19 protein-coding genes and 1 pseudogene are annotated in these 23,330 nt (G+C 74.3%); 12 read left to right on the top strand and 8 right to left on the bottom strand.

All coding sequences use genetic code 11. The annotated features are described in order from the left end of the window. Positions 1–24 precede the first annotated feature (24 nt). Both ACH4EB_RS23635 and ACH4EB_RS23630 read left to right on the top strand, forming a co-directional pair. Complete coding sequence (locus ACH4EB_RS23635; protein WP_398349541.1) at positions 25–4,902, top strand: amino acid adenylation domain-containing protein; 4,878 nt, start codon at positions 25–27, stop codon at positions 4,900–4,902. Beyond that, a complete protein-coding gene (locus tag ACH4EB_RS23630) occupies positions 4,899–5,129 on the top strand; it encodes an MbtH family protein (RefSeq protein ID WP_398349540.1) in 231 nt (76 codons plus the stop codon). The genes ACH4EB_RS23635 and ACH4EB_RS23630 overlap by 4 nt, the downstream gene beginning before the upstream one ends. Before the next feature lie 23 nt (positions 5,130–5,152). On the opposite strand, the gene ACH4EB_RS23625 is transcribed toward ACH4EB_RS23630, so the two are convergent. Beyond that, positions 5,153–5,341 carry a hypothetical protein gene (locus ACH4EB_RS23625; RefSeq protein WP_398349539.1) on the bottom strand — a complete coding sequence of 63 codons (189 nt, stop codon included), beginning with the start codon at positions 5,339–5,341 and terminating at the stop codon, positions 5,153–5,155. 194 nt (positions 5,342–5,535) lie between these two features. Between ACH4EB_RS23625 and ACH4EB_RS23620 the strand changes: the two genes are divergently transcribed. Next, a complete protein-coding gene (locus tag ACH4EB_RS23620; protein ID WP_398349538.1) occupies positions 5,536–5,850 on the top strand; it encodes a hypothetical protein in 315 nt (104 codons plus the stop codon). A 24-nt stretch (positions 5,851–5,874) separates the two neighbouring features. Here the strand turns inward: ACH4EB_RS23620 and ACH4EB_RS23615 are convergent, their stop codons facing one another. Then, complete coding sequence (locus ACH4EB_RS23615) at positions 5,875–6,075, bottom strand: hypothetical protein (protein ID WP_398349537.1); 201 nt, start codon at positions 6,073–6,075, stop codon at positions 5,875–5,877. Positions 6,076–6,427: 352 nt separating this feature from the next. Here ACH4EB_RS23615 and ACH4EB_RS23610 point away from each other — a divergent pair, with 352 nt between their 5' ends. The 3 genes from ACH4EB_RS23610 (at position 6,428) to ACH4EB_RS23600 (ending at position 9,239) form a co-directional block, all read left to right on the top strand. Continuing rightward, positions 6,428–7,645, top strand: a complete 1,218-nt coding sequence (locus ACH4EB_RS23610) for a serine hydrolase domain-containing protein (RefSeq protein ID WP_398349536.1) — start codon at positions 6,428–6,430, stop codon at positions 7,643–7,645. Positions 7,646–7,750: 105 nt separating this feature from the next. Further along, on the top strand, positions 7,751–8,746 hold the full coding sequence (locus tag ACH4EB_RS23605) for an SGNH/GDSL hydrolase family protein (protein ID WP_398349535.1): 996 nt from the start codon (positions 7,751–7,753) through the stop codon (positions 8,744–8,746). Positions 8,747–8,825: 79 nt separating this feature from the next. Then, positions 8,826–9,239: a YchJ family protein gene (locus tag ACH4EB_RS23600; protein WP_398349534.1), complete on the top strand. Its 414-nt coding sequence runs from the start codon at positions 8,826–8,828 to the stop codon at positions 9,237–9,239. 74 nt (positions 9,240–9,313) lie between these two features. Here the strand turns inward: ACH4EB_RS23600 and ACH4EB_RS23595 are convergent, their stop codons facing one another. Together ACH4EB_RS23595 and ACH4EB_RS23590 are read right to left on the bottom strand one after the other, a co-directional pair. Then, positions 9,314–9,691: an RNA-binding S4 domain-containing protein gene (locus ACH4EB_RS23595; RefSeq protein WP_398349533.1), complete on the bottom strand. Its 378-nt coding sequence runs from the start codon at positions 9,689–9,691 to the stop codon at positions 9,314–9,316. Positions 9,692–9,748: 57 nt separating this feature from the next. After that, a complete protein-coding gene (locus ACH4EB_RS23590) occupies positions 9,749–10,849 on the bottom strand; it encodes a Ku protein (RefSeq protein ID WP_398349532.1) in 1,101 nt (366 codons plus the stop codon). Between the two features lie 41 nt (positions 10,850–10,890). Between ACH4EB_RS23590 and ligD the strand changes: the two genes are divergently transcribed. The 6 genes from ligD (at position 10,891) to ACH4EB_RS23560 (ending at position 17,831) form a co-directional block, all read left to right on the top strand. Further along, the gene (ligD, locus tag ACH4EB_RS23585; protein WP_398349531.1) at positions 10,891–11,778 is read left to right on the top strand and encodes a non-homologous end-joining DNA ligase; all 888 of its coding nucleotides are present in this window, start codon (positions 10,891–10,893) and stop codon (positions 11,776–11,778) included. Positions 11,779–12,064: 286 nt separating this feature from the next. After that, on the top strand, positions 12,065–12,730 hold the full coding sequence (gene snpA, locus ACH4EB_RS23580; RefSeq protein ID WP_398349530.1) for a snapalysin: 666 nt from the start codon (positions 12,065–12,067) through the stop codon (positions 12,728–12,730). Between the two features lie 299 nt (positions 12,731–13,029). Then, positions 13,030–13,455, top strand: coding sequence for a YjdF family protein (locus ACH4EB_RS23575; RefSeq protein ID WP_398349529.1), 426 nt, complete (start codon positions 13,030–13,032; stop codon positions 13,453–13,455). A gap of 426 nt (positions 13,456–13,881) precedes the next feature. After that, positions 13,882–15,162, top strand: a complete 1,281-nt coding sequence (locus ACH4EB_RS23570) for a lycopene cyclase family protein (protein WP_398349528.1) — start codon at positions 13,882–13,884, stop codon at positions 15,160–15,162. Further along, positions 15,143–16,759, top strand: a complete 1,617-nt coding sequence (locus ACH4EB_RS23565; protein WP_398349527.1) for an FAD-dependent oxidoreductase — start codon at positions 15,143–15,145, stop codon at positions 16,757–16,759. Before ACH4EB_RS23570 ends, ACH4EB_RS23565 begins: the two co-directional genes overlap by 20 nt. Before the next feature lie 43 nt (positions 16,760–16,802). Next, positions 16,803–17,831 carry a S66 peptidase family protein gene (locus ACH4EB_RS23560; protein WP_398349526.1) on the top strand — a complete coding sequence of 343 codons (1,029 nt, stop codon included), beginning with the start codon at positions 16,803–16,805 and terminating at the stop codon, positions 17,829–17,831. A gap of 192 nt (positions 17,832–18,023) precedes the next feature. On the opposite strand, the gene ACH4EB_RS23555 is transcribed toward ACH4EB_RS23560, so the two are convergent. The 4 genes and pseudogenes from ACH4EB_RS23555 to ACH4EB_RS23540 form a co-directional block, all read right to left on the bottom strand. Further along, positions 18,024–19,031, bottom strand: a complete 1,008-nt coding sequence (locus ACH4EB_RS23555; protein ID WP_398349548.1) for a DUF5914 domain-containing protein — start codon at positions 19,029–19,031, stop codon at positions 18,024–18,026. 39 nt (positions 19,032–19,070) lie between these two features. Beyond that, positions 19,071–20,075, bottom strand: a pseudogene (locus tag ACH4EB_RS23550) (phytoene/squalene synthase family protein); the annotation flags it as partial. Beyond that, entirely contained in the window at positions 20,072–21,622 is a 1,551-nt protein-coding gene (gene crtI / locus ACH4EB_RS23545; protein ID WP_398349525.1) for a phytoene desaturase family protein, read from the bottom strand. The gene crtI and the pseudogene ACH4EB_RS23550, both read right to left, overlap by 4 nt. Next, positions 21,619–22,938, bottom strand: coding sequence for a polyprenyl synthetase family protein (locus ACH4EB_RS23540; RefSeq protein ID WP_398349524.1), 1,320 nt, complete (start codon positions 22,936–22,938; stop codon positions 21,619–21,621). Before ACH4EB_RS23540 ends, crtI begins: the two co-directional genes overlap by 4 nt. Positions 22,939–23,330 lie beyond the last annotated feature (392 nt).

The raw sequence follows: 23,330 nt of genomic DNA, 5'->3' as shown, positions 1-23,330 counted from the left end.
CGGATGTACCGGACGGGTGATCTGGTGCGGTGGCGGGTTGACGGGCGGTTGGAGTTCGTCGGGCGGGCCGACGACCAGGTGAAGGTGCGCGGCTTCCGTATCGAGCCGGGCGAAGTGGAGGCGGCTCTCGTCGCCCACCCCCGGGTCGCCCGCGCGGCCGTCGCCGTTCGTACGGACGCGTCGGGCACCGCGCGCCTGGTCGGCTACGTGGTCGCCGCACCGGAGGAGCCGGCCCTCGGCCCGGGTGCGGGCTGTCCGGCTCTCGACCCGGGTGCGGTACGGGAGTTCTTGCGTGCCCGGTTGCCCGAGTACCTGGTTCCGGCCGCTGTCGTCGTGCTGGACGCGTTTCCGTTGACGGTGGGCGGCAAGCTCGACCGGCAGGCTCTGCCCGATCCCGGCTTCGGCCCGGCGCCGGCCGGTCGTGCACCGCGTACGCCGGAGGAAGAGGTGCTGTGCGGCCTGTTCGCCGAGGTGCTGCGGCTGCCCTCGGTCGGGCTCGACGACAACTTCTTCGACCTCGGCGGCGACTCCCTGCTCGCCACCCGGCTCGCCGGACGCGTCCGTTCCGTCCTCGGCACCGAACTGGACCTCCGGACCCTCTTCGCCGCCCCGACCGTCGCCGGAACGGCCGGACGGCTGCGTACCACCCGGCGGCCACGGCCCGCGCCGCGCCCCGTGGCCCGGCCGGACGTGGTGCCGCTGTCCCCCGCGCAGCGCCGCCTGTGGTTCCTGCACCGCATGGAGGGGCCGAGCGCCACGTACAACATTCCGCTGGCCATGCGGCTCACCGGCGCCTTGGACGCCGCCGCGCTGCGCACGGCACTGGTGGACGTGATGGCACGGCACGAGGTGCTGCGTACGGTACTGCCCGAGACCGACGGCGTGCCCCGGCAGACGGTGCTCGGCCGGGACGCCGCGTCCGGCGTCGTGACCGTCACGGACGCGACCGGCTGGGACGGGACCGAGGTGACCGGGCGGATCCGCGCGGCGGCCCGCCGCCCCGTCGACCTGACCCGCGAACTCCCGCTCCGCGCCGAACTGCTCGTTCTCGGCCCCGAAGAGCACGTCCTGGTCCTCGTCGTGCACCACATCGCGGCCGACGGCTGGTCCCTCGGCCCCCTGTGGCGCGACCTGGCCCACGCCTACGCCGCCCGCCGCGACGGCCGTCCGCCGGACCTGCCGTCACCACCCGTCCAGTACGCCGACTACACCCTCTGGCAGCACGACCTCCTCGGCGACCCCGACGACCCGGACAGCCTGCTCGCCGAACAGCTCGGGTACTGGACCGGGCACCTGCGCGACCTGCCCGGTGAACTGCCGCTGCCCACCGACCGGCCGCGCCCGGACGTGCCCGCGGGCCGTGGCGAAGTCCTCGCCTTCTCCTGGGACGCGGCCGCGCACCAGCGGCTCGCCGGGCTCGCCCGGGACTGCGGGGCAAGCGTGTTCATGGTCGTGCAGGCCGCGCTCGCCGCGCTGCTGACCCGGCTGGGCGCCGGTACCGACATTCCCGTCGGCACCCCGGCCGCCGGACGGACCGACGCGGCGCTCGACGACGTCGTGGGCTGCTTCGTCAACACCCTCGTGCTGCGCACCGACACCTCCGGCGACCCCACGTTCCGTGAACTGATCGCCCGGGTACGGGAGGTGAACCTCGCCGCGTACGCCCATCAGGACGTCCCCTTCGAACGTCTCGTGGAGGCCCTCAACCCGCCCCGCACGGCTGCCCGTCACCCGCTCTTCCAGACGCTGCTGACCTGGCAGTCCGCTGCCGGACGGGACCTGGAGCTGCCCGGTGTCACCAGTACACCGCTGCCCGCCGAGACCGGCACCGCCCGGCTCGACATGGAGATCAACGCCACCGAACACCGCACGGCGGACGGCACCCCCGCCGGGATCGAGGCGATGGTCGAATTCAGCACCGACCTCTTCGACCGTTGCACCGTCGAGGCCTTCGTGGGCAGGCTGCGCCGGATCACCGACGCCGCGACGGACGACCCCGGCCGGCGCATCAGCCGGGCCTGCCTCCTCACCGCCCGCGAACAGCACACCCTGCGCGACCTGAACGACACCGCGCACGGCGTCCCCGACCTGGTCCTGCCGCGCCTCTTCGAGGACCAGGTGGCCACCACGCCCGACGCGACCGCCCTGATCTTCGACGGCCGCACCCTCACCTACGCGGAACTCAACGCCTCGGCGAACCGCCTGGCCCGCCGGCTCGTCGACCGCGGAGCCGGACCCGAGAACGTCGTCGCCCTGGCGCTGCCCCGCACCCCCGCCATGGTCACCGCCGTCCTCGCCGTCCTCAAGGCGGGCGCCGCGTACCTGTTCCTGGACCCCGAATATCCCGCCGAACGCCTCGCCTTCATGCTCGGTGACACCCGGCCCGTCCTGCTGGTCACGGACCGTGCCACGGCGCCGACACTCCCGGCCGCGGATCTCCCGTGCTTCGTCCTGGACGAGACGGATGAGAGGGACGATACGGGTGTAGCGAGGGAGGCGAATGGTGCGAGCGCGGCGGATGAGAGGGACGATACGGACGCTGCGGGCACGTCGGATGAGAAGAGCGACACGGACGAGGCGACCGCGACGAGCAGCGACCGCGCCGGCGGACCGGCCGAGGACCGCGACCTCACCGACACCGACCGGCGCGCCCCCCTCACCCCGTCGCACCCCGCGTACGTCATCTACACCTCCGGCTCCACCGGCACCCCCAAGGGCGTCGTCGGCCCGCACCGGGGATGCGTCAACCGCCTGCTGTGGTGCGCCCGCACCTATCCCTGGCACGCCGGACAGCCGGTGCTCGCCAAGACCACCCTGAGCTTCATCGACGGCACCACCGAACTGCTCGGCGCCCTGCTGCACGGCGCGCCGGTCGTCCTCGCGGACTCCCTCACCGCCCGCAGCCCGGCGGAACTGGCCGCCCTCGTCGCCCGGCACCGGGCCACCCGCATCACCGTCGTCCCCAGCCTGCTGGCCGCCCTCCTGGACGGCGACACCGGGCTGCTGGCGACCTGCCGCCTGTGGGTGACCAGCGGTGAGGCCCTGCCGCCCGCCCTCTCGCAGCGGTTCGCCGAAGCCCTTCCGCACGCCCGCCTGGTCAACTTCTACGGCGCGTCCGAAGCCGGCGGCGACAGTCTGCACGCCGTCGCCGACGGCCCCGACGTGGCCGCCGGACGGCCCGTCTGGAACACCCACGTCCACATCCTGGACGCCACCCTGCGCCCGGTGCCGCCGGGCGTGCCGGGCGAGATCCACCTGACCGGCACCGGCCTGGCCCGCGGCTACCTGCACCGTCCCGCGCTCACCGCCGAACGCTTCGTCGCCGACCCTTACGGCGCCCCCGGCGAACGCATGTACCGCACCGGCGACCTGGGGCGGCACCGTCCCGACGGCGTCGTGGAGTACCTCGGCCGGGTGGACGACCAGGTGAAGATCAACGGCGTACGGATCGAACTGGGCGAGGTGCAGGCCGCGGTGCTCGCCCACCCGGACGTCGACCGGGCCGCCGTGGCGGTCCGCGAGGACACCCCCGGCCGCAGACAGCTCATCGCCTACGCCGTGCCCGTTCCCGGCACGGAGCCGGACCCCGGGCAGGTACGGCGGTTCCTGCGGGAACGGCTGCCCCGGTTCATGGTCCCGGCCGCCGTCGTCCTCCTGGACGTACTGCCGCTGACCGCCAACGGCAAGCTGGACCGGAGCGCCCTGCCCGCTCCTGTCTTCACCGCGCCGGAGGGCGGCCGGGCACCGGGCACCCCGCCCGAGGAGATGATGAGCGCGCTCTTCGCCGAAGTGCTCGGCCTGCCGTCCGTCGGACCCGACGACGGATTCTTCGACCTCGGCGGCGACTCGCTGCTGGCGGCCCGCCTCACCAGCCGCGTCCGCACGGTCTTCGGCGCCGACCCGGGCCTCCGCGCCCTGTTCGAGGCCCAGTCGCCCGCCGGACTGGTACGGGCCCTGGACACCGTGGCCGACGAGGCCACCGCGACCGCCGACGCCCTGCGCGTCCTGCTGCCGCTGCGCCCGCGCGGCAGCCGCCCGCCGCTGTTCTGCGTCCACCCCGCCTCGGGCATCTGCTGGCCCTACGCCGGGCTCATGCGCCACCTGGACGACCGCCCCGTGTACGGACTCCAGGCCCGTGGCCTGACCGAGCCCGGCGCGCGCCCGGCGACCATCGCGGACATGGCAGCCGACTACCTGGAGCAGCTCCGCACCGTCCAGCCCGGCGGTCCCTACCACCTGCTCGGCTGGTCCTTCGGCGGCGCCGTCGCCCACGCGATGGCGACGCGCCTCCAGGAGCAGGGCGAAGACGTCGCCTTTCTGGCCCTGCTGGACTCCGCGCCCCTCCAGATCGACCCGGACCGCGTGCTTCCCCAGCACACCGTGCGGGACGTGGCCGAACTGTTCGTCGACTCGATCGGCCACCCTGGCCCCACCTCCGGCCCCGCTTCCGGTCTCGACCCCGCCCGAGCGGCGGAGATCCTGCGCGACCAGGGCAGCGCGCTGGCCGCCCTGCTCGAAGAACCCCTCGTGACGGCCCTGGCCGAGACCCTGACCGACAACACCCGTCTGCGCTGGTACACCTTCCGGCCCGCCGTCTTCGAGGGCGACCTGCTGCTGTTCAAGGCGGAGCCCGAACGCGGCGAACCGCACTGGCCCGCGCGGGCGTGGCAGCCGTACGTCTCCGGCGCCGTGCTCACCCACGACGCGCGCTGCGAGCACGGCCACATGATGCGGCCGCACGCCCTCGACCGGATCGGACCCGTGATCGCCACCGCACTGGACGGGGCAGCCCGGCCGGACGGCCCGGACGGGACCGGCACCCCGGCCTCCGACGGGCCCGGCACACCGAAGAACCACGCATCCCGTACCCCGACGACCCCCACAAGGAGCCGAACGCCATGACCAACCCGTTCGAGAACCCGGACGCCGCCTACCTCGTCCTCGTCAACGACGAGAACCAGTTCTCCCTCTGGCCCGCCGCGGCCGAACTGCCCGGCGGCTGGACCGTCGTGCACGGCGAGGACACGCGGCAGGGCTGCCTGGACCATGTGACGGAACACTGGACGGACATGCGCCCGAAATCCCTCGCCGACGCGATGGACGCGCCCACCCCGGACCGAACAGCCTGATCACCGGTCCGCCGGGCCGCGGCTCACTCCCGCCGCTCCGACGGATCGTGGTCCTCCCGGGGGTCGAGCCCCAGGGCGTCGATCAGCATCGCCAGGTCCTCCGCGCTCTCGGCGCGCCCGGCGAGCACCAGGCGTGCCCGCCGGCGCTCCCGGTCGTGGGTGTGCCGTGCCGCGTCCGGGGCCGGCCCGGTGGTGTGGGTGTCCTCGTTCACGTGGGCCATGATCGGTGATCCGGCCCGTTCGGCGCGTGTCGGACGGGTCACTTTGGCCAGGTCTCTTCTGCGGCCCATGTCCGTCGGCCACCTCTCCTTCCACGGTCCTCGCCCCGCATTCCCCCCGGCCACTGTGAGACACGACTCGGCGCGTCCGCTGGCCCGCACCCGCACCCGGTTGTTAGGGAGGGAACATGAGTACGGAGAACGAGAACGCGACGGGAACCGACACACCGACGACCACCGACGTACCGCCCACCCTGACCGTGACGGCCGTGAGCACCATCGAGCCGACCGCCCCCGACGACCGTGGCTCCGACGCCTGGATGGTCATCGAGACCGCCGAACAGGGGCAGCTCCTCCTCAACCTGCCCGGTCCGCTGTCCCAGGCCGTCAAGCAGGCCACCTACCTTCCGTCGCACCTCGCGGGCGACGGGCGGCTGCCGCTGAGCCGGCAGGACAGCGCCGCGTACCGCGAGCGTGTCGCCGCCCTGGTGTCCTCGAACTGAGCGGTGACCCCGTGGGCGACGCCGCTACGGCAGATACCGTTCGATCGCCGCGGCCCCCTTCTCCTCGATGAGCCTGCGGGCCTCCTCGACCCGCTCCGGCGTCGGTTCCAGGCCCCTGGCCATGACCAGGTCCTCCGGATCGAACGGGCGCTCACCGCCCGTGTAGAGCTCCTGCAGCCGCGCGGCGCGGGCCTCGTCGGAACCCGGAGTGTTGTCCTTGCCCATGGCGCCTCCCGAAAGATCGCTCGGGTCCGGAGAGTCCCGCCGGGCCGGCAGTGCCTCCGCTGCTTCCATCATGGGGCCGGTCCGGCACCGCCGCACGGCGTGCGGGCGCCGGCCGGCCGGGGAGCGCCCACGCATGCCGGGCCCCGGTCGGCCGGGAACGGTCACCAGTGCGGGTCACGGCAGCCGCCCGGGGGCGCATATCGGCCGCTTCGGGCTTCTCCGGGACAGAGACCGCATGTTTCCGGACAAGCCGCCGGCCGCCGCTCCGGACGGTCAACCTCCGGTCTCCTCCCCGGCGTCCCAGACGCCACAGGGGACGAGCAGCCCCTCACCGGCTCCCGGAGGCTGACCGATGACACAGCGGACCGTACGTACCGTCCTGACCACCCTCGCCACCACCGTCGCGGTGGGGGCCGCGACGGTGGCGCCCGCGTACGCGGCGGTGCCCGACACGCCGGGGCGGGGGCACGCGGCGACCCAGGAGGCGCTGCGCCGACTGGTGGAGGTGGCCGGGCTGCCCGGGGTCGCGGCCGAGGTCCGCGAGGGCGGGAAGAGATGGTTCGGCACGGCGGGCGTCGCGGACACCGGCACGGGGCGCGCCCGCTCGGCCGACGACCACTTCCGTGCGGCGAGCATCACCAAACCGTTCATCGCCACCGTGCTGCTCCAACTGGAGGCGGAGCGGCGACTGAGCCTGGACGACACCGTGGAACGGTGGCTGCCGGGCCTGGTGCGGGGCCACGGGAACGACGGCCGCGCGATCACCCTGCGCCAGTTGCTGCACCACACCAGCGGCCTGCCCAACTACACCGAGGACCCGGACTTCCGGGCCAACTCCTCCGGTAGCCGCTTCCCCGAGCACCGCTACGACAACCACACGCCCCTGGAGCTGGTGTCCATAGCGATGAAGTATCCGCCGACGTCCGCGCCGGGGACGCAGGCCCGGTACTCCAACACCAACTTCGTTCTCGCGGGGCTGGTCATCGAGAAGGTGACGGGCCGCTCGTACGCCCGGGAGGTGACGCGCCGCGTCATCGAGCCGCTGAAGCTGGGCGAGACGTCGTTCCCCGGGAGCCGCGCGACCCTGCCGGACCCGCACCCCGTCGGGTACTCCCGGCTGCACGACCCGGCCCCCGACGCCCCGGTCCACGACGCCACGGAACAGAACATGACCTGGCTGGGCGCGGCGGGGGACATGATCTCCACCCTGGGCGACCTCAACCGTTTCCACCGGGCCCTGCTGCGTGGCGCACTGCTGCCCCGGGCGCAGATGGAGGAGCTGCTCACCGAGGTGCCGCTGGGGGAGGGGGTCGGGTTCGGGCTCGGCGTGGAGACCGCCGTCCTGTCCTGCGGGGTGCGGGTGGTCGGCAAGACCGGGCGGACCAACGGCTCGATGTCCGCCTCGTTCGGCACGAGGGACGGCGGCCATCAGCTCACGTTCAACATCAACGGCGACTGGCTGACGGACCAGGCGCTGTACGTGAACGTGATCGAGGCGGAGTTCTGCGGCAAGGCCGCGGCGCCGGCCGGACGGCCGAACCTGCGGCTGCCGGCCGAACCCGTCGGGTAGCGGTCTGGTCCCGCGGCCCGCGATGTGCTTGGCTGGGCCGCCCGTGCCGGTGTGAAGTGCACCTGACATGAGTCACCGGCCGTACGCGCGACCAGGGACGGCCCGATGACCCAGCGCTGGGTGGCACCCCTGCTCGGCGTGGTGGCCCTGGCCCTGGTCGGCGCCCTCGGCTGGAGCGTCGTCTTCGCCTCCGACCCCACGGACACGCCCGCCGGCCCACGCCCGGTCGCGACCGCTCCGGCATCCGGCGGCAGTGCCTCCGGCCCGGCGTCCGGCGGCAGAGCCTCCACCCCGCCGCCGGACACACCGGCGCACCCTGCGACGCCCGGGCCGCCCGCCCGTACCGTTCCCGCCCTCTACCTCGGCGACTCACTGGCCACGGAGAGCCGCACCGCGCTCGCCGAACGGCTCGCCGCGACCGGGCGGGTCGAGCTGCACAGCGCGCCGCACTCCGGCACGACCCTGTGCGACTACCTGGCGGCCTGGCGGGGAAAGTCGCTGGTCCCCGCCCGGGACAAGGCCGCCGCGCTGGTACGCACGGTGCGGCCGCGCGTCGTGATCCTCCAGTTCTGGGGGAACGCCTGGGGCTACACGCCGTGCATGGCGGGCGCCACGTACGGCACGGCGGGCTACTACGACCGGTACGCCGCCGACGCGCGGGCGCTGACCGAGGAGATCGCCGCGGCGGCACGGACCGCCGGCCTCGCCCGGCCGAAGATCGTCTGGGCCTCCCAGGCGCCCGACGCGTTCCACCCGGACCGGGTCCGCCGGGTGAACGCCATCTACGCGGCCCGGGCCGCCGCCTCAGGCGACCTGTACGCGGACGCCGGCCGGACACTCGGCCCCGTCGGCGACCGCTACCGGTGGACCCGCCAACTGCCCTGCGACGCCTACGAACGCGCGCACCCCGCGTACTGCACCCACCCGGCCCCCGGTGGCGGCACCACCGACCTGCACCGCACCGACGACGCCCTGCACTTCTGCCTGGCCCCGACGACCACCACGCCCCGCCCGTGCCCCGTACGGTCGCCGGGCATCCACCGCTTCGCCCGTGCCGTGACGGCGACGGTCGACGGCTGGCTGCGGAGCGCCACCGGCTGACGGGGAGATTCGGGCACGGCCCTTCCGGCGGCAGGGGGGCACCGGCCGTACGGCCTCCCGTAACGGTCACAATCTAGGGGTGTCCAGATTCCACGCACGCCGGCGAACGGCGATCGAACCCTCCGCCCCCTGCCCCTGCGGACTACAGGCGTCCTACGAAGAGTGCTGTGCCCGCTTCCACCTGGGGCAGGCGGCGGCACCCACGGCCGAGCGGCTGATGCGCTCGCGCTACAGCGCCTTCGCGGCCGGCGACGCACCGTACCTGCTGCGCACCTGGCACCCCGCGACCCGCCCGGCGAGCCTGGACTTCGAGCCGGAGCAGCGGTGGACGCGCCTGGAGATCGTCACGACGACGGGCGGCAGCGCCTTCCACAGTGAGGGCACCGTCCGGTTCCGGGCGCACTACACGCTGGACGGCGAGCCCGGTGTGCAGGAGGAGAACAGCCGCTTCGTGCGGGACGAGGGCGCCTGGGTGTACCTGAGCGAGCTGTGAGCGCGCCGGGCGGCGCTACGGGGAGCCGTCCGGCCCTCCCGTACCGCCGCCGGGCAGCACGCGTCCCGGCCGGCTCAGCGGACGCCGCGCAGGTGCTCCAGCTCGCGCCGGTCGCGCTTGGTGGGCCGCCCGGCGCCGCGGTCACGCTGCGCGACCGCGACGATCTCCTCGCGGGGCGGCGGCGGGGGACTGTTGTCGACGAAGCACTCCGCGGCGGCCGTCGCGCTCACCCGCTTGCGCACGAGACGCGAGACCACCACGACGCGCTCGCGCCCGGCGTGCCGCAGCCGGACCTCGTCGCCCGGGCGTACCCCGTGGGCGGCCTTGACCCGCTCTCCGTTGACCCGTACATGTCCGCCGCGGCAGGCCGTGGCGGCGATCGAACGCGTCTTGGTCAGCCGGACGGACCAGATCCAACTGTCGACACGCACGGTTCCCTCGTCTGAAGCCATGCACCGACTCTACGGCCGCCGGAGCCCGCCCGGGCCCGCCCGCGCGTCGTGGCGCTCTCAGGCCGACGCCTTCTTGCCGCTCTTCTTCGCGGTGGACTTGGCCGCCGGCTTCGCCGCCGATTTCTTCGCCGCGGCCTTCTTGCCGCCCGAGCCCCCGCCGGCCGCCGTCTTCTTCGCGCCGGATCCGCCCGACGCCTTACCGGATGCCGTCTTCTTGGCGGCGGACCCGGAGGTCTTGCGGGCCGCCGTCTTCTTGGTGCCGCCGCCGGACGCGGATTTCGCCGCGGTCTTCTTCGCCGCCTTGCGGCCCCTGATCGGGGTGACCGACGCCGACTCCTCGTCCTGCTCCGCCTCGGCCCCGTCCCCGCCGCCCGCACCGCGCGACTCGCGAGCCGCGCGGACGCTGCTTTCCAGCGCGGCCATGAGGTCGATGACCTTGCCGCCGGCGCCCGGCGCGGCCCGGGGCGCGGCCGGCTCGCCGCCCTCCAGCTTCGCGGCGACCAGCTCCTCGACGGCCTCCCGGTAGTCGTCGTGCAGCTCGGCCTCGTCCAGGTCGCCGAGCGAGTCCATCAGGGTCTCGGCGAGGGTCAGCTCGTTCTCCCGGATCTCGACGTCGTCGCTCGGGGCGACGGTGCGCGCCGAGCGGACCTGGTCCGGCCACAGCAGGGTGTGCATGGCGATCGCCCCGTCGTGCGACCGGAGCATGGCCAGCGTCTCCCGCCCGTGCATGGCCACCTTGCCGATCGCGACCTTCTCCTGATGCTCCAGGGCGTCCCGCAGCAGCGCGTACGGCTTGGCGGCGGCGACGCCGTTGGGCCCCAGGAAGTAGGACTTGTCGAGCTGGAGCGGGTCGATCTCGTCCGCGCCGACGAAGGCCAGGATGGTCAGGGTCTTGGTGGTCGGCAGCGGCAGCTTGGCCAGGTCCTCGTCGGTGATCGGCACGATCGTGTCGTCCGCGGCCTGGTAGCCCTTGCCGACCTCCTCGTTGGAGACCTCCTCGCCGTCCAGCTCGCAGACCTTGCGGTAGTGGATCCGGCCGCCGTCCTTCTCGTGGATGCGGACGAACGAGACCGAGGCGGTGCGCTCGGTCGCGCTGTAGGTCTTCACGGGGATGCTGACCAGCCCGAAGGAGATAGACCCGTTCCAAACAGATCGCATGTCTCATCCCTGGTGTGGCTTTTTTGTGGGATTGTCATCGTATGTCGCCAATCACCGTCGTGGAGGGGCGGCGGCTGTCGCTCACCAACCTGGACAAGGTCCTGTATCCGAGGACCGGCACCACCAAGGGCGAGCTGCTGCACTACTACGCCACCACCGCGGGCGCCCTCCTCGCCCACGTCCACGACCGGCCCGTCTCCTTCCTGCGCTATCCCGACGGGCCCGACGGCCAGCAGTTCTTCACCAAGAATGTGCCGCCCGGGACGCCCGCATGGGTGAAGACCACCGAGGTCCCCGGCAGCACGGCGAAGTCCCGGCAGCAGGTGCTGGTCCGCGACGTACCGACCCTGATGTGGGCCGCGAACCTCGTCGTCGAGCTGCACACCCCGCAGTGGACCGCCGCCACGCCACGCGTCGCCGACCGCCTCGTCTTCGACCTCGACCCGGGGGAGCCGGCCACCATCGTGGAGTGCTGCGGCGTGGCCCGGTGGCTGCGCGAGCGCCTGCTGGCCGACGGCCTCAACGTGTACGCGAAGACCAGCGGCTCGAAGGGCCTGCACATCCTCGTACCGATCGAACCGGCGCCCTCGGACGACGTCACGGCCTACGCCAAGGCCGTCGCCGTCGAGGCGGAGCGGTCGCTGCCCGGGCACGTCGTACACCGGATGACCAAGGCCCTGCGGCCGGGGAAGGTCTTCATCGACTTCTCGCAGAACTCGGCCTCGAAGACCACCGCCGCGCCCTATACGGTGCGCGCCCGCGAGCTGCCCACCGTCTCCGCCCCCGTGACCTGGGACGAGATCGAGGGCTGTACGGAACCGGAGCAGCTCACGTTCCTCTTCGACGCCGTCGCCGAGCGCCGTGCGCGCCACGGCGATCTGCTCGCGCCCCTGCTCAACCTCAACCGGGCACGCCCGCTGCCCGGCTGACGACCGGGCGCGTCCGCCGCCCGTACCCGCGTCGGTCGCGGACGGAATACGTCATTCGACGGAGACGGTGATGACGCGGGCAGGTGCCACGTTCCCGTGCCAACGGTGTGAACGGTACCTTCCACGCTCCATGAACCTTTGGTGACACGGGGGTTGCGGCTGCCCGGGGAGCCGGGCGGGCGGGGCGATGTCACGGCCCTATCGCCAAAAGCTGTCATCCGCCGGGGACCTTGATTCCTTCACAATCCCGGTACCGAATCCCTCCCACGGATGACGAGGTTCCCCCATGAGACCCACCCGTACGGTCCTCACCGCCGTGCTCGGCCTCGGTCTGGCCGCCTCCCTCGGTACCGTCCCCGCCACCGCCGCCTCCGCGCCGGCCGGCCCCGCCGCCGCGAGCACCTCCACCCCGGCCTCCATGGCCCGGTACACCGGCTCGGCCGAGGAGGCCGCGGCCAACAAGGCGTTCTTCCAGGCCGTCATGAAGTCGGCCGCCGCCAAGCGCGCCGCCACGCCCGGCGTCCAGGCGGTCACCGTCACGTACAACGCGAGCAGCGCGCCCACCTTCCGCAGCCAGATAGCGCGCAGCACGCAGATCTGGAACAGCTCCGTCACCAACGTGAAGCTCCAGGAAGGCTCCAGCGCCGACTTCCGGTACTACGAGGGCAACGACGCCCGCGGCTCCTACGCGAGCACCGACGGCCACGGGCGGGGCTACATCTTTCTCGACTACCGGCAGAACCAGCAGTACAACTCCACCCGCGTGACGGCCCACGAGACGGGCCACGTCCTCGGCCTGCCCGACCACTACTCGGGTCCGTGCAGCGAGCTGATGTCGGGTGGCGGCCCCGGCCCCTCCTGCCAGAACGCCAACCCGAACGCGCAGGAGCGCGCCCGGGTGGACGCCCTGTGGCGCAACGGCCTGGTGGCACAGCTCGCCCCGGTCTCCTGATCTTCCCCGCTCTTGCGACGACTGCCGCGCGGCGGGCCCGGAGCCCGTCCGCGCGGCAGTCGCGCGCCCATGGGTGACCGCGTCGCACACCTCACCCGCCCGCTCGCGTACAAAGCGATTGCGCGGCGCGCGGTGTCCGCCCCACCATGATCGGGTCAGATGTTCAGCCGTATCAGGACGGACGAAAACACGGCCCGGTAGGTAGTCCGGGCGCCCGGCCCTCTCCAAGGGGGCGCGGGTCAGTAACCTCCCTCCCAGGGTGTCCGGTTCGTCCTCTCGCACCACCATGGGAGGACTTCATGCCGAGCACGTTCACCGTGTTCTTCGAGGGCCCGTACTGGGTCGGCGTTCTGGAGATCGCCGGACCGGACGGCGTACGCGCCGCCCGGCACGTCTTCGGCGCCGAACCGACCGGCCCCGAACTGCTGGCCTTCGCGCTCCGCCGCTCGGACGGCCTGATCGCGCGAGCGCTCGCCGCGCCCGCCGTGGAAGCGGCGGCCGTGCCGCGCCCCTGCCGCGTGAACCCGAAGCGGCTGGCGCGCGCCGCCGCGCGGGAGCAGGCGGCCCGGCCGGTGAGCACCGCCGCGCAGGAGGCGCTCGCCCGCGGCTTCGCGCAGGCGAAGACGGAGAGCCGGGCCGCGGCCAAGCGCCGGCGGGCGGCGGAGGACGAGCGGCGCAGGTCGCGGGCGCGTGACAAGGCGAAGGCCCGCCACCGGGGCCGCTGACGCGCACGGGCCGGGGTCGACATGGGCCGACGGGAGTGGCGGATGGGAGTGGCGGATGGGAGCGATATGCGTCACATCGATCCGGTTTGGCAGATGGGGCCTCGGTGATTTATCGTTCAATCGATCACGGGTTGTGTGGACCCTCATCGGTAGATGACCGGCGTCCCCCCCCCGTTTCCGGACCGCCCCGGCCAGCTCCCCCCGTCTGGCCGGGGCATTCTCCGTTCCGGCCCGGACCGGCCGGTCACCCCTCCCCGTTCGTGACGCGTGTCACCCGCCGATCGCCGGGGGGCGGCGCTGTAATGACCGTGGCGAAGATCCCGGTACGGAGACGCCGGCCCCGAAGCCGGTGGAACCCGGCCGGGCGGGCACCCGCAGACGTGGCGGACCCGCCGGCGGTGTCCGGCGGTACGGGAGGGAGACGGCGTGTACGACACGGAAGTGGCCGTCGTGGGCGGCGGCGCCGCGGGACTCTCCCTCGCCCACCGGCTCTGCGCCCCGCCGCCCGGCGCCCGCTGCCCCGAAGTGACCGTCGTCGACGCCCCGCCGGGACCGCTGCGGCCCCCCGAACGCACCTGGTGCTACTGGGAGGGACCGGACGGCGAGTACGACGGCGTGCTGGCCGCCTCCTGGGACCGGCTGCGCGTCCACGGGGCCGACGGGTCCGCGCTGACCGGGCGCCCGGCGCCGCTGCGGTACAAGATGCTGCGCTCCGGCACGTTCGAGGCCCTGGTCGGTGCGCGGCTCGCGGCCACGCCGTCCGCGCGCCGCGTGACCGCCGCCGTCGACGACGTGCGCGCGCTGCCGGACGGCGCCGAGATCCGCGGAGTGACGGCGGAAGGCGACCCCGTACGGCTGCGGGCCCGCTGGGTCTTCGACTCCCGGCCGCTGCCCGCCCTGCCGCCCGCGCGCACCACCCTGCTCCAGCACTTCCACGGCTGGTTCGTGCGGACCGAGCGGCCCGAGTTCGACTCCGGGACCGCCGACCTGATGGACTTCCGCACCCCGCAGCCGGACCACGGCCTCTCCTTCGGCTACGTCCTCCCGCTCGGCCCGCACGAAGCGCTGGTCGAATACACCGAGTTCGCCGCGGCCCCGCTCGACGAGGCCGCCTACCACCGCGCGCTGCGCCACTACCTCACGGAGATCCGCCCGCTGGGCCCGTACCGGGTCACCGCCTCCGAGCAGGGCGTCATCCCGATGACCGACGCGCGTTTCCCCCGCGCCACCGGGCCCGGCGTCTTTCGCATCGGCGCGGCGGGCGGCGCCACCCGGCCCTCGACCGGCTACACCTTCGCCACCGTCCAGCGCCAGACCCGGGCCATCGCCGCCGCCTTCCACCAGGGCCGCACCCCGGCCCCGCCGCCCCCGCACTCCGCGCGCTCCCGGCTGATGGACGCCGTCCTGCTGCGCGCCCTGGACAGCGGACGCGTCGACGGTGCCGACTTCTTCACCGGGCTGTTCCGCGGCGTACCGATGGAACGGCTGCTGCGCTTCCTGGACGGCGGCACCCGACTGCGCGAGGACCTGTCGATCGGCCTGCACACCCCCGTACTGCCCATGCTGCGCACCGTGGCCGAACTGCCGAGGCTGCGCCGCCGGCCGGCCGTACCTCCGACGCGTCCGGCGCGTACGGGCAGCGCCGCGCCGACCGCCGCCCCGGCCCCGAACAGGAAGACACCGTCCGATGACGACCTCCCCGCGTGACGCCGCACCCCAGGCAGCCGGACCCGCCACCCGCTCCGCCCGCACCACCGCACCGCGCCGGGGCCGGGACCGGCGCGCCCGCTTCGTGCCACCACCGCCCGGGCGGGCGAGGATCACCGGTGCGGCACCGCACGTCGCGGTGATCGGCGGCGGCATCGCCGGGCTGGCCGCGGCCACCGGGCTCGCAGAACGGGGCGCGAAGGTCACGCTGTACGAGCGCGAGCCGGGGCTCGGCGGCCGGCTCGCCGGACGGCCGATCCAGCTCTCCGACGGCTCCCGGGCCACCATGACCCGCGGTTTCCACGCCTTCTTCCGCCAGTACTACAACCTGCGCGGACTGCTGCGGCGGGCCGACCCGGCACTGGCCGCGCTCACCGGGCTGCCCGACTACCCGCTGCGCCACAGCAACGGCCTCCAGGACAGCTTCGCCCACGTCCCGCGCACACCGCCGTGGAGCGCCCTCGGCTTCGCCCTGCTCAGCCCGACCTTCACCCTGCGTGAAATGGCCCGGATGAACCCGCGTGCCGCGCTGCCGCTGCTCGACGTACGGACACCGGACGTGTACGAACGCCTGGACGGCATCAGCGCGCGCCGGTTGCTGGACCGCATCCGCTTTCCCGAGGCCGCGCACCACCTGGCGTTCGAGGTGTTCTCCCGGAGCTTCTTCGCCGACCCGGAGGAACTGTCGGCCGCCGAAATGGCGTTGATGTTCCACATCTACTTCCTCGGGTCCAGCGAAGGGCTGCTGTTCGACGTCCCCGGCGAGCCGTTCCCGCAGGCCCTGTGGGAGCCGCTGGGCCGCTACCTGACCGGTCACGGCGTCACCCTGCGCACCGGCTGCGCGGTGGAGAGCGTGGCGTCCGCACCGGCCGGCGCGGGCGTGACCGTCCACAGCGGTGCCGGCAGGGCACGCCACGACGCGGTGGTGCTCGCCCTCGACGTGGCCGGACTGCGTCACCTCGTCGCCGCCTCACCCGGGCTGGGCGACCAGAACTGGCGCGAGCGGATGCTGCGACTGCGCACCGCACCGCCGTTCCTCGTCTCCCGACTGTGGCTCGACCGGCCGGTGAACCCGGACCGGCCCGGCTTCCTCGGCACCAGCGGCTACGGCCCGCTCGACAACGTCAGCGTGCTGGAGCGCTGGGAGGGGGAGGCGGCCCGGTGGGTGTCCCGCAACGGGGGCTCCGTGGTCGAACTGCACGCCTACGCGCTCGGCACGGACACCGCCCGGCAGGTACAACAGGACCGGCTGATCGACCAGTTGTCACGCGTCTACCCCGAGACGCGCGAGGCCAAAGTGGTCGACGCCCAGCACGAGTGGCGTGCGGACTGCCCCCTGTTCCCGGTGGGCGGCCACCACGACCGCCCCACCGTCCGGACCCCCGACCCCGCCGTGACGGTCGCCGGCGACCTCGTACGCACCGACCTGCCGGTGGCTCTGATGGAACGCGCGGCCACCACCGGTTTCCTCGCCGCGAACACCCTCCTGGAGAGGTGGGGCGTCCGCGGCCAGCCCCTGTGGACAGTCCCGGCCCGCGGCCGGTCGGCACCCTTGCGCGGGCTGGCACGACTGCTGGGTGTCCGAGGTGGTCGCTGAATCCGGTGTCGCCCGCGCCCGGCGCCGTGCCAGAATCCCACGCGTGTCCATACGATTCCCCCGCCCCCTGCGCCCCGGCGACCGTGTCGGTGTCACCTCCCCGTCCAGTGGAGTACCGAAGGCGCTGCGCGCGCGGCTCGACGTCGCCGTGGGCGACGTGCGGGACCGTGGGTACGAGGTCGTCGTCGGCCGGTGCATGGACGGCTCCGCACACATCAGCGCTCCGGCCGCCGAGCGCGCGGACGAGCTGATGTCGATGCTGACCGACCCCACCGTCAGGGCCGTCGTGCCCCCATGGGGCGGCGAGACCGCGATCGACCTGATACCGCTGCTGGACTGGGACCGGCTGCGGGAGGCGGAGCCGACCTGGCTCGTCGGATTCTCCGACCTCTCGACCCTGATGACACCGCTCACCCTGCTCACCGGCACGGCGACCGTCCACGGCAACAACCTCATGGACACCCCCTACCGCGTCCCCGAAGGACTGCTGACCTGGCTCGACATCGTCGCCGCGCCCTCGGGACACCGCTTCACCCAGATCCCGCCCGGCCGCCACCGGACAACCGGTTACCACGACTTCGCCGCATGCCCCGCGATACGCGACTACCCCCTGAACGCCACCGGCACCTGGACCCGGCTCGACGCGGACGGCGACGTGACCGCCGAGGGCAGACTGATCGGCGGCTGCGTCGATACGCTGGCCGTCCTCGCGGGGACGCGCTACCTGGACACGTCGGCCTTCGCCCGCGACGAGGCCCCCGACGGCCTTCTCGTCTACGTGGAGGTGGCCGACGACAGCGCCTTCACCGTGTGCCGGAACCTGCACGGCATGCGGCTCGCCGGATGCTTCGACCACGCGAACGCGGTGCTCGTCGGCCGGACCGGCGCCCCGAACGCCGGGACGCTGAGCCAGCACGAGGCGGTGCTCGACGCACTCGGCTCCCTCGGCGTCCCCATCATCGCCGACGTCGAGTGCGGCCACGTCCCGCCCTACATGCCGATCGTCAACGGAGCATTCGGCCGCATCGTCCACACCGGGGAGCACAGCGAGCTGACGCAGACCTTGGGCTGATGTCCGGCGCGGTGGGTGGCGGGCTCCGGGTGCGGTCGCAGGACGGAGCCGTCGGCGGCGGTGAGTTCGGGGACGGTGAGTCCGGGGAACGGTGAAAGAGCGCGGCATCCGCTCGGCCTGCTGTGAGCCGGTGCCGGCCGCGCTCGGGTTTCGTGTGGGGTCCGTCCACCCCGTATGCCACGGGCCGGTGTCTCAGCCGGGGAAGCGCCCCGTACTGCGCAGTTCCCACCGCCGCTCCGCGTACGCCATGTCGTCGCGCCACAGCCGTCCCGCCGTCGCCCGCATCAGGGGGCGCAGGAAGGGAGCGGCCGCGCGGGCCACCGCGAACCCGGGGCGGGCGGAGGCGGCGACGACCGCCTCCACGACGGCGGTGCGCGGGCGGCCGGAGGCGTCGGTGCCCAGTGGGGTGGCGTGGGTCTCCACCACGGATCCCACGCCCTCGCCCCCGGTGATGCGCATGACCACGGTGCGCGGACCCGGCGCGGTGAACTCCGCGCGGACCGGGACGACCAGACGCCCGGCGACCTTGAAGGAGACGTCCACCGTCAGCGCGTCCTCCGGGCCCGCCGGGCCGTGCGGCACGGTCAGGTCGACGAAGGAGTACGGGTGGAACCAGGCGCCGTGCCACGGGTCGAGCCGGTTGGCGACCACGTCGTCCGGCTCGCAGCGCCCGACGCCGGTGTACACGGCCGCGACGGCGACGGCCGCCTCCGGACGTTCGGGGACGCGGGGCCGGGCCAGCGGCTCCTCGCCGCCCGTCCGGTCCAGGCGTACCCAGACCAGCACTCCGTCGTCGTACGCCGGATAGGGCTCCCACCCGGCGAAGGGGCCGCCGTCCAGGGCGAGCCCGTGCCAGTGGCAGACCAGGGTGCCGCACCGCACGGGGCTGTCCTTCAGGGGCGCGCCCAGATGCGGGCAGGCTCCCGGCCCGCCGTGCAGTCGCCCGTCGGCGGCGCGCCACAGCACCACCTCCGTCCCGGCGACGGTCCGGCCCAGGGGCCGGTCCCGGCCGACGTCCCGCGAGGCGCCCACGGCGTACCAGTTGCCGGACGGCCGGGCCTTGGCGCGTTCCAGCGCCGCCGCGATCACGCCGGGCGCGGCGTCCCGCCAGGTGGGCCGCTGACGTTCCCACGCGACGGGCCGCCGGCGCAGGCGCAGCGGGTACCGGCCGCGTCCGTCGGGGCGGCATGGAGCGTCCACGGTGCTTCCTCCTGGGCCGTCCGCGGTGCGGTCCGCGGGGGGTTCTGTGGCGCGTACGGCCGCGGCGCGGCGTGCGGGTGCGGGCGCCGCCGGGACGCCTGCGCGGCTCGGTCCGGGTCGGGTGCGGGCCGCGGTGACCCGGACCAGTCCGTCCAGGGCCACGGTCGCGCGGACCGGGCGCGACACGACGGCCCGGCGGTGCAGGACCGCGTAGCCGTCGGCTTCCACGGCGTCCAGGATGCCGCGGTAGAGGATGAAGGCGGTACGGACGCACGGCCGGGACGCCGGGTCGAGCATGGCGACGCCGGGCGCGGCCCGCCGGTAGACGCCGCGGGTCAGGTCGGCGGCGGCCCGCAGCGCCGCGGTGATCCGGGCGTCCTGGCTGCCCGTCAGCCGGCTCCACCGCAGCAGGTCCCGATCCACGCCGTGCGCGGCCAGCAGATCGGCGGGCAGGTAGATCCGGCCCCGGTCCAGGTCCTCGCCCACGTCCCGCAGGAAGTTGGTGAGCTGGAAGGCGGCTCCGAGCGCGGCGGCGTGCGGCGCGGCCTCCTCGCGCGGTGTGACCGTGCCGAGGATCGGCAGCATCTGAAGGCCGATCACCTCGGCCGAGCCGTACATGTAGCGGCACAGGTCGTCGTAGGTCGGATAGTCGGTCACCTCCAGGTCGGCGCGCATGGAGGCCATGAAGGCGCTGAAGTACGCCGGGTCGATGCCGTAGACGGCGGTGGTGTGCGCCAGCGCCCGTACCACCGGCTCGTCGCCGCCGCCCCGGGCGAGGCCGGCGTGAAGCTGCGTCTCCAAGGTGCGCAGAGCCGTCGCCCGCTCCTGGGGCGTGGCGTCGTCGTCCAGGCTGTCGACGATGTCGTCCGCCCAGCGGGCGAACCCGTACAGGGCGTGCACGGCGGGCCGGCGGGCGACCGGCAGCAGCCGGGTGGCCAGGAAGTACGTCTTTCCGTGCCGGGCGTTGAGCCGGCGGCAGTGGCGGTAGGCGGCGCGCAGCGCGGGCTCGGTGATGCCCGCGGCGTCGAGTTCCCGGGCGGTCACGCGCTGCCCTCCCGACGGCGGGCGGGGCGGCGCGCGCCGAGGTCGGTGACCCCGGCGGACCTCGCGGGGCCGCCGCCCGTCACCCGTGCGGCGGCCAGCTTCCCCGAGACCAGTACGGTCGGCACCCCGACGCCCGGGGTGGTGCCGCACCCGGCCAGTACGGCGTTCTCGACACCCCGTACGAGGTTGCGCGGCCGGAACGGCCCGGTCTGCGCGAAGGTGTGCGCGGCGGAGAAAGGAGTCCCGGCGCCGTGCCCCTGACGGCTCCAGTCCGCCGGGGTGACCAGGCACTCCTCCTCGGCCGCCGTGGCCAGGCCGGTGAATCCGCGCCGTTCGAGTTCGGCGAGCAGCGCGGTGCGGTAGCGGGGGCCGAGGTCGCGCCAGGCGTGCACGCCGGGGCCGATGTCGGTGTTGGGGCAGGGCGCCAGGACGTAGTGCAGGTGGCGGCCCGGCGGCGCCAGCGACGGGTCGGTGGCGGTCGGCCGGGTGATCAGCAGCGAGGGGTCGCTCATCAGGCTGCCGGTACGGGTGAGTTCGTCGAACGTGCGGTGCCAGGCGGCGCCGAACGAGAGGGTGTGGTGGCCCGGTTCCGGCCAGGTCGCGGGCGTGCCCGCGTGCAGGACGACGGCCGAAGGGGAGCGGCGCAGCGGCAGCGGGCGGCGCGGGCCGCGGCCGAGCAGGCGGTACGCCTCGGGCAGGTCGGCGGTGAGCACCACCGCGTCGCACGGCAGGCGTCCGGCGTCGGTGACGACGGCGGTGACCCGGCCACCGGAACGTTCCAGCGTGCGTACCCCGTGTCCGTACCGGAACTCCGCGCCCGCCTCGGCCGCTGCCTCGGCCATGGCGCGGGGCAGCGCGTGCATCCCGCCGCGCGGGAAGTACACCCCGGCCACCGTGTCCATGTAGGCGATGACGGCGTACGCGGCGAGCGCGCGGGCCGGTGGCACGCCCGCGTACAGGGACTGGAACGAGAAGACCCGGCGCACCCGCTCGTCGGCCAGGAAGCGGCCGATGCGGGCGTCGAGCCGGCCGAAGCCGCCCAGTACCGCGAGACGCGCCAGGTCGGGGTGGAGCAGTTGGAGCGGGGAGTCGAAGTTGGCGTCGATGAAGCGCCGCATCTGGACCGCGTACAGGCGGCCCAGCCAGCAGCGCAGCCGCCGGTAGCCCGCGGCCTCCCGGGGGCCGGCGAACCGTTCGATCTCCGCCTCCATGGCCTCCGCCCCGGTGTGCACGTCGAGCGTGCTGCCGTCGGCGAACCGGGCGCGGTAGGCGGGGTGCAGGGGGACGAGGTCCAGCCGCCCGGCCATCGAGGCGCCGACCGCGGCGAACGCCTCCTCGGCGAGGTCCGGCATGGTCAGTACGGTCGGGCCGGTGTCGATCAGATAGCCGTTGCGTTCGAGACGGCCGCAGCGGCCACCGGGCCGGCGATCGCGCTCGACCACGGTCACCCGCCGCCCGGCACCGAGCAGGTGCAGCGCGGCGGACAGCCCGGACAGGCCGGCGCCGATGACGACGACGTGGTCGGTGCGGCCGGGTACGGACTTCACCGCTCACCCCCGCGCGCCGCCGCGGGAGGGCCGCCCGGCGGAGAGCACGGGCGGGCGCCGGCCGTCGCGCGCAGCAGTGCGCGCAGGTGGCGCAGGGCGGCCGGATCGGCGGTGCGCACATCGGCCAGGTGCGCCACGCTCCGGTCGGCGAGACTCTCGACCTTGTCCTCCAGCGCGGCGCGGGCCCCGGTCGACTCGAACACTTCCCGTACGCGGTCCACCGCGGCGGCGGAGAGGTACGGGTCGCCCAGCGCCGCGTCGAGGACGCCGAGGGCCCCGTCGTCGCCGGCGGCTCGCGCGCGGGCGCGGGCCACGGCCGTGAGGTAGGTCACCTTGCCCTCGCGGATGTCGTCACCGGACGGTTTGCCGGTCTCCTCCGGGTCACCGAACACCCCCAGCAGATCGTCGTGGAGCTGGAAGGCGAGCCCGGCGCAGCGGCCCGCCGAGCGCAGCGCGCCGGCCGCCCGGTCGTCGGCGCCGGCCAGCGCGGCGCCCAGCAGCAGCGGCCGTTCGACCGAATAGCGGGCGCTCTTGAGGCGGGCGGTGCGCACCGCGCGGGCGGGGGAGTGGGAAGCGGTGACCTGGCCGTGCAGGTCCAGGTACTGCCCGGCCACCATCTCGGTCCGCATGGTCCGCCACAGCGCGTGCACCGCGGACCGCGCGCGGTCGGGGAAGCGGGTGTCCAGGACGGTGTCGTCGGCCCAGGCGAGCGCGAGGTCGCCGGCCAGGATCGCCGCGGACCGGCCGAACGTTTCCGCCGAGCGGGCGGACCGGCCGGCCCCGGTGCGGTGGCCGTACTGCCCCCGCACCTCGGCGTGCAGGGCGGGCCTGCCCCGGCGCAGCTCGGCGCCGTCCATCACGTCGTCGTGCACCAGCGCACAGGTCTGGACGAGTTCGAGCGCGGCGGCCAGCCGCAGCGCGGCACCCGCCGCCTCACCGTCACCGCCGCAGACCCGCAGCCCCCACCACACGAATCGGCCGCGCAGCCGCTTGCCGCCGCCCAGCGTGAAGCGGGCGACGCGTTCGGCGATGTCGCGCGTGAACAGGGCGTCGGCCGCCGCGGCCGCGGCGAGCCGCGCGCCGAGCACCTCGTCCAGCACCCGCCCGATGGCACCCGCGACATCCGCGTCCACCGTCCGGATCCCGGCCGCGTCCCGGTCGTCCGCTGTCCGGGTCCCGGCTGCCTCCCGGTCATCCGCCGCCCGGGACCCGTAGGCAGTACGGCCGTTCGCCGCCCGGGACCCGTAGGCAGTACGGTCGTCCTCCACCCGGGCCCTGGCCGCGGCACGGTCGTCCTCCGTCCGGGTACGGCGCATCGCACGTCCTTCCCTCGAACCGGCCGGTGGGCGCTGACTCACGTGGAGCGCGGCCGCCCCTCGGACGCGCCGCCGGACGGGCCGGGCGCGTGTCCCGTGCCGCCGGCGCCCGCGTGCGCAGTTCACCACGGGACCCGTGTGTCGTCGGGACGCCACGTCCGGGCCTGGTCCCTTCGGGGGACGAGGGCGCCCGCCATGGAGCACGGCGGCGCGCGGCGGCAATCCGCGATCGCCGGCGCGTCCGCTCTCACCGCTCCGGCGGGCGGTGCCGATGCTGACGCTGGTGCCGGGCACCACATGGCAAACGGGCCCCTCGGGTCGGCTTCGACGTCCGGCAGCGGGTACCCATCGCCGTCCCGGGAAACCCGGTGGCGTCGATCGTTCGCACACCG

The organism is Streptomyces sp. NPDC018045 (assembly GCF_044327445.1).
Taxonomy (GTDB): domain Bacteria; phylum Actinomycetota; class Actinomycetes; order Streptomycetales; family Streptomycetaceae; genus Streptomyces.
Note: the sequence above shows the minus strand (reverse complement) of the source record. Positions and strands in the feature narration are given on the sequence as shown.

Excerpts from the sequence above, each read along its gene's own strand:
- ACH4EB_RS23630 (WP_398349540.1), top strand. The coding sequence starts at position 4,899 with ATGACCAACCCGTTCGAGAACCCGGACGCCGCCTACCTCGTCCTCGTC.
- ACH4EB_RS23620 (WP_398349538.1), top strand. The coding sequence starts at position 5,536 with ATGAGTACGGAGAACGAGAACGCGACGGGAACCGACACACCGACGACC.
- ACH4EB_RS23615 (WP_398349537.1), bottom strand. The coding sequence starts at position 6,075 with ATGGGCAAGGACAACACTCCGGGTTCCGACGAGGCCCGCGCCGCGCGG.
- ACH4EB_RS23610 (WP_398349536.1), top strand. The coding sequence starts at position 6,428 with ATGACACAGCGGACCGTACGTACCGTCCTGACCACCCTCGCCACCACC.
- ACH4EB_RS23605 (WP_398349535.1), top strand. The coding sequence starts at position 7,751 with ATGACCCAGCGCTGGGTGGCACCCCTGCTCGGCGTGGTGGCCCTGGCC.
- ACH4EB_RS23595 (WP_398349533.1), bottom strand. The coding sequence starts at position 9,691 with ATGGCTTCAGACGAGGGAACCGTGCGTGTCGACAGTTGGATCTGGTCC.
- ACH4EB_RS23590 (WP_398349532.1), bottom strand. The coding sequence starts at position 10,849 with ATGCGATCTGTTTGGAACGGGTCTATCTCCTTCGGGCTGGTCAGCATC.
- ligD (WP_398349531.1), top strand. The coding sequence starts at position 10,891 with ATGTCGCCAATCACCGTCGTGGAGGGGCGGCGGCTGTCGCTCACCAAC.
- snpA (WP_398349530.1), top strand. The coding sequence starts at position 12,065 with ATGAGACCCACCCGTACGGTCCTCACCGCCGTGCTCGGCCTCGGTCTG.
- ACH4EB_RS23575 (WP_398349529.1), top strand. The coding sequence starts at position 13,030 with ATGCCGAGCACGTTCACCGTGTTCTTCGAGGGCCCGTACTGGGTCGGC.
- ACH4EB_RS23565 (WP_398349527.1), top strand. The coding sequence starts at position 15,143 with ATGACGACCTCCCCGCGTGACGCCGCACCCCAGGCAGCCGGACCCGCC.
- ACH4EB_RS23540 (WP_398349524.1), bottom strand. The coding sequence starts at position 22,938 with ATGCGCCGTACCCGGACGGAGGACGACCGTGCCGCGGCCAGGGCCCGG.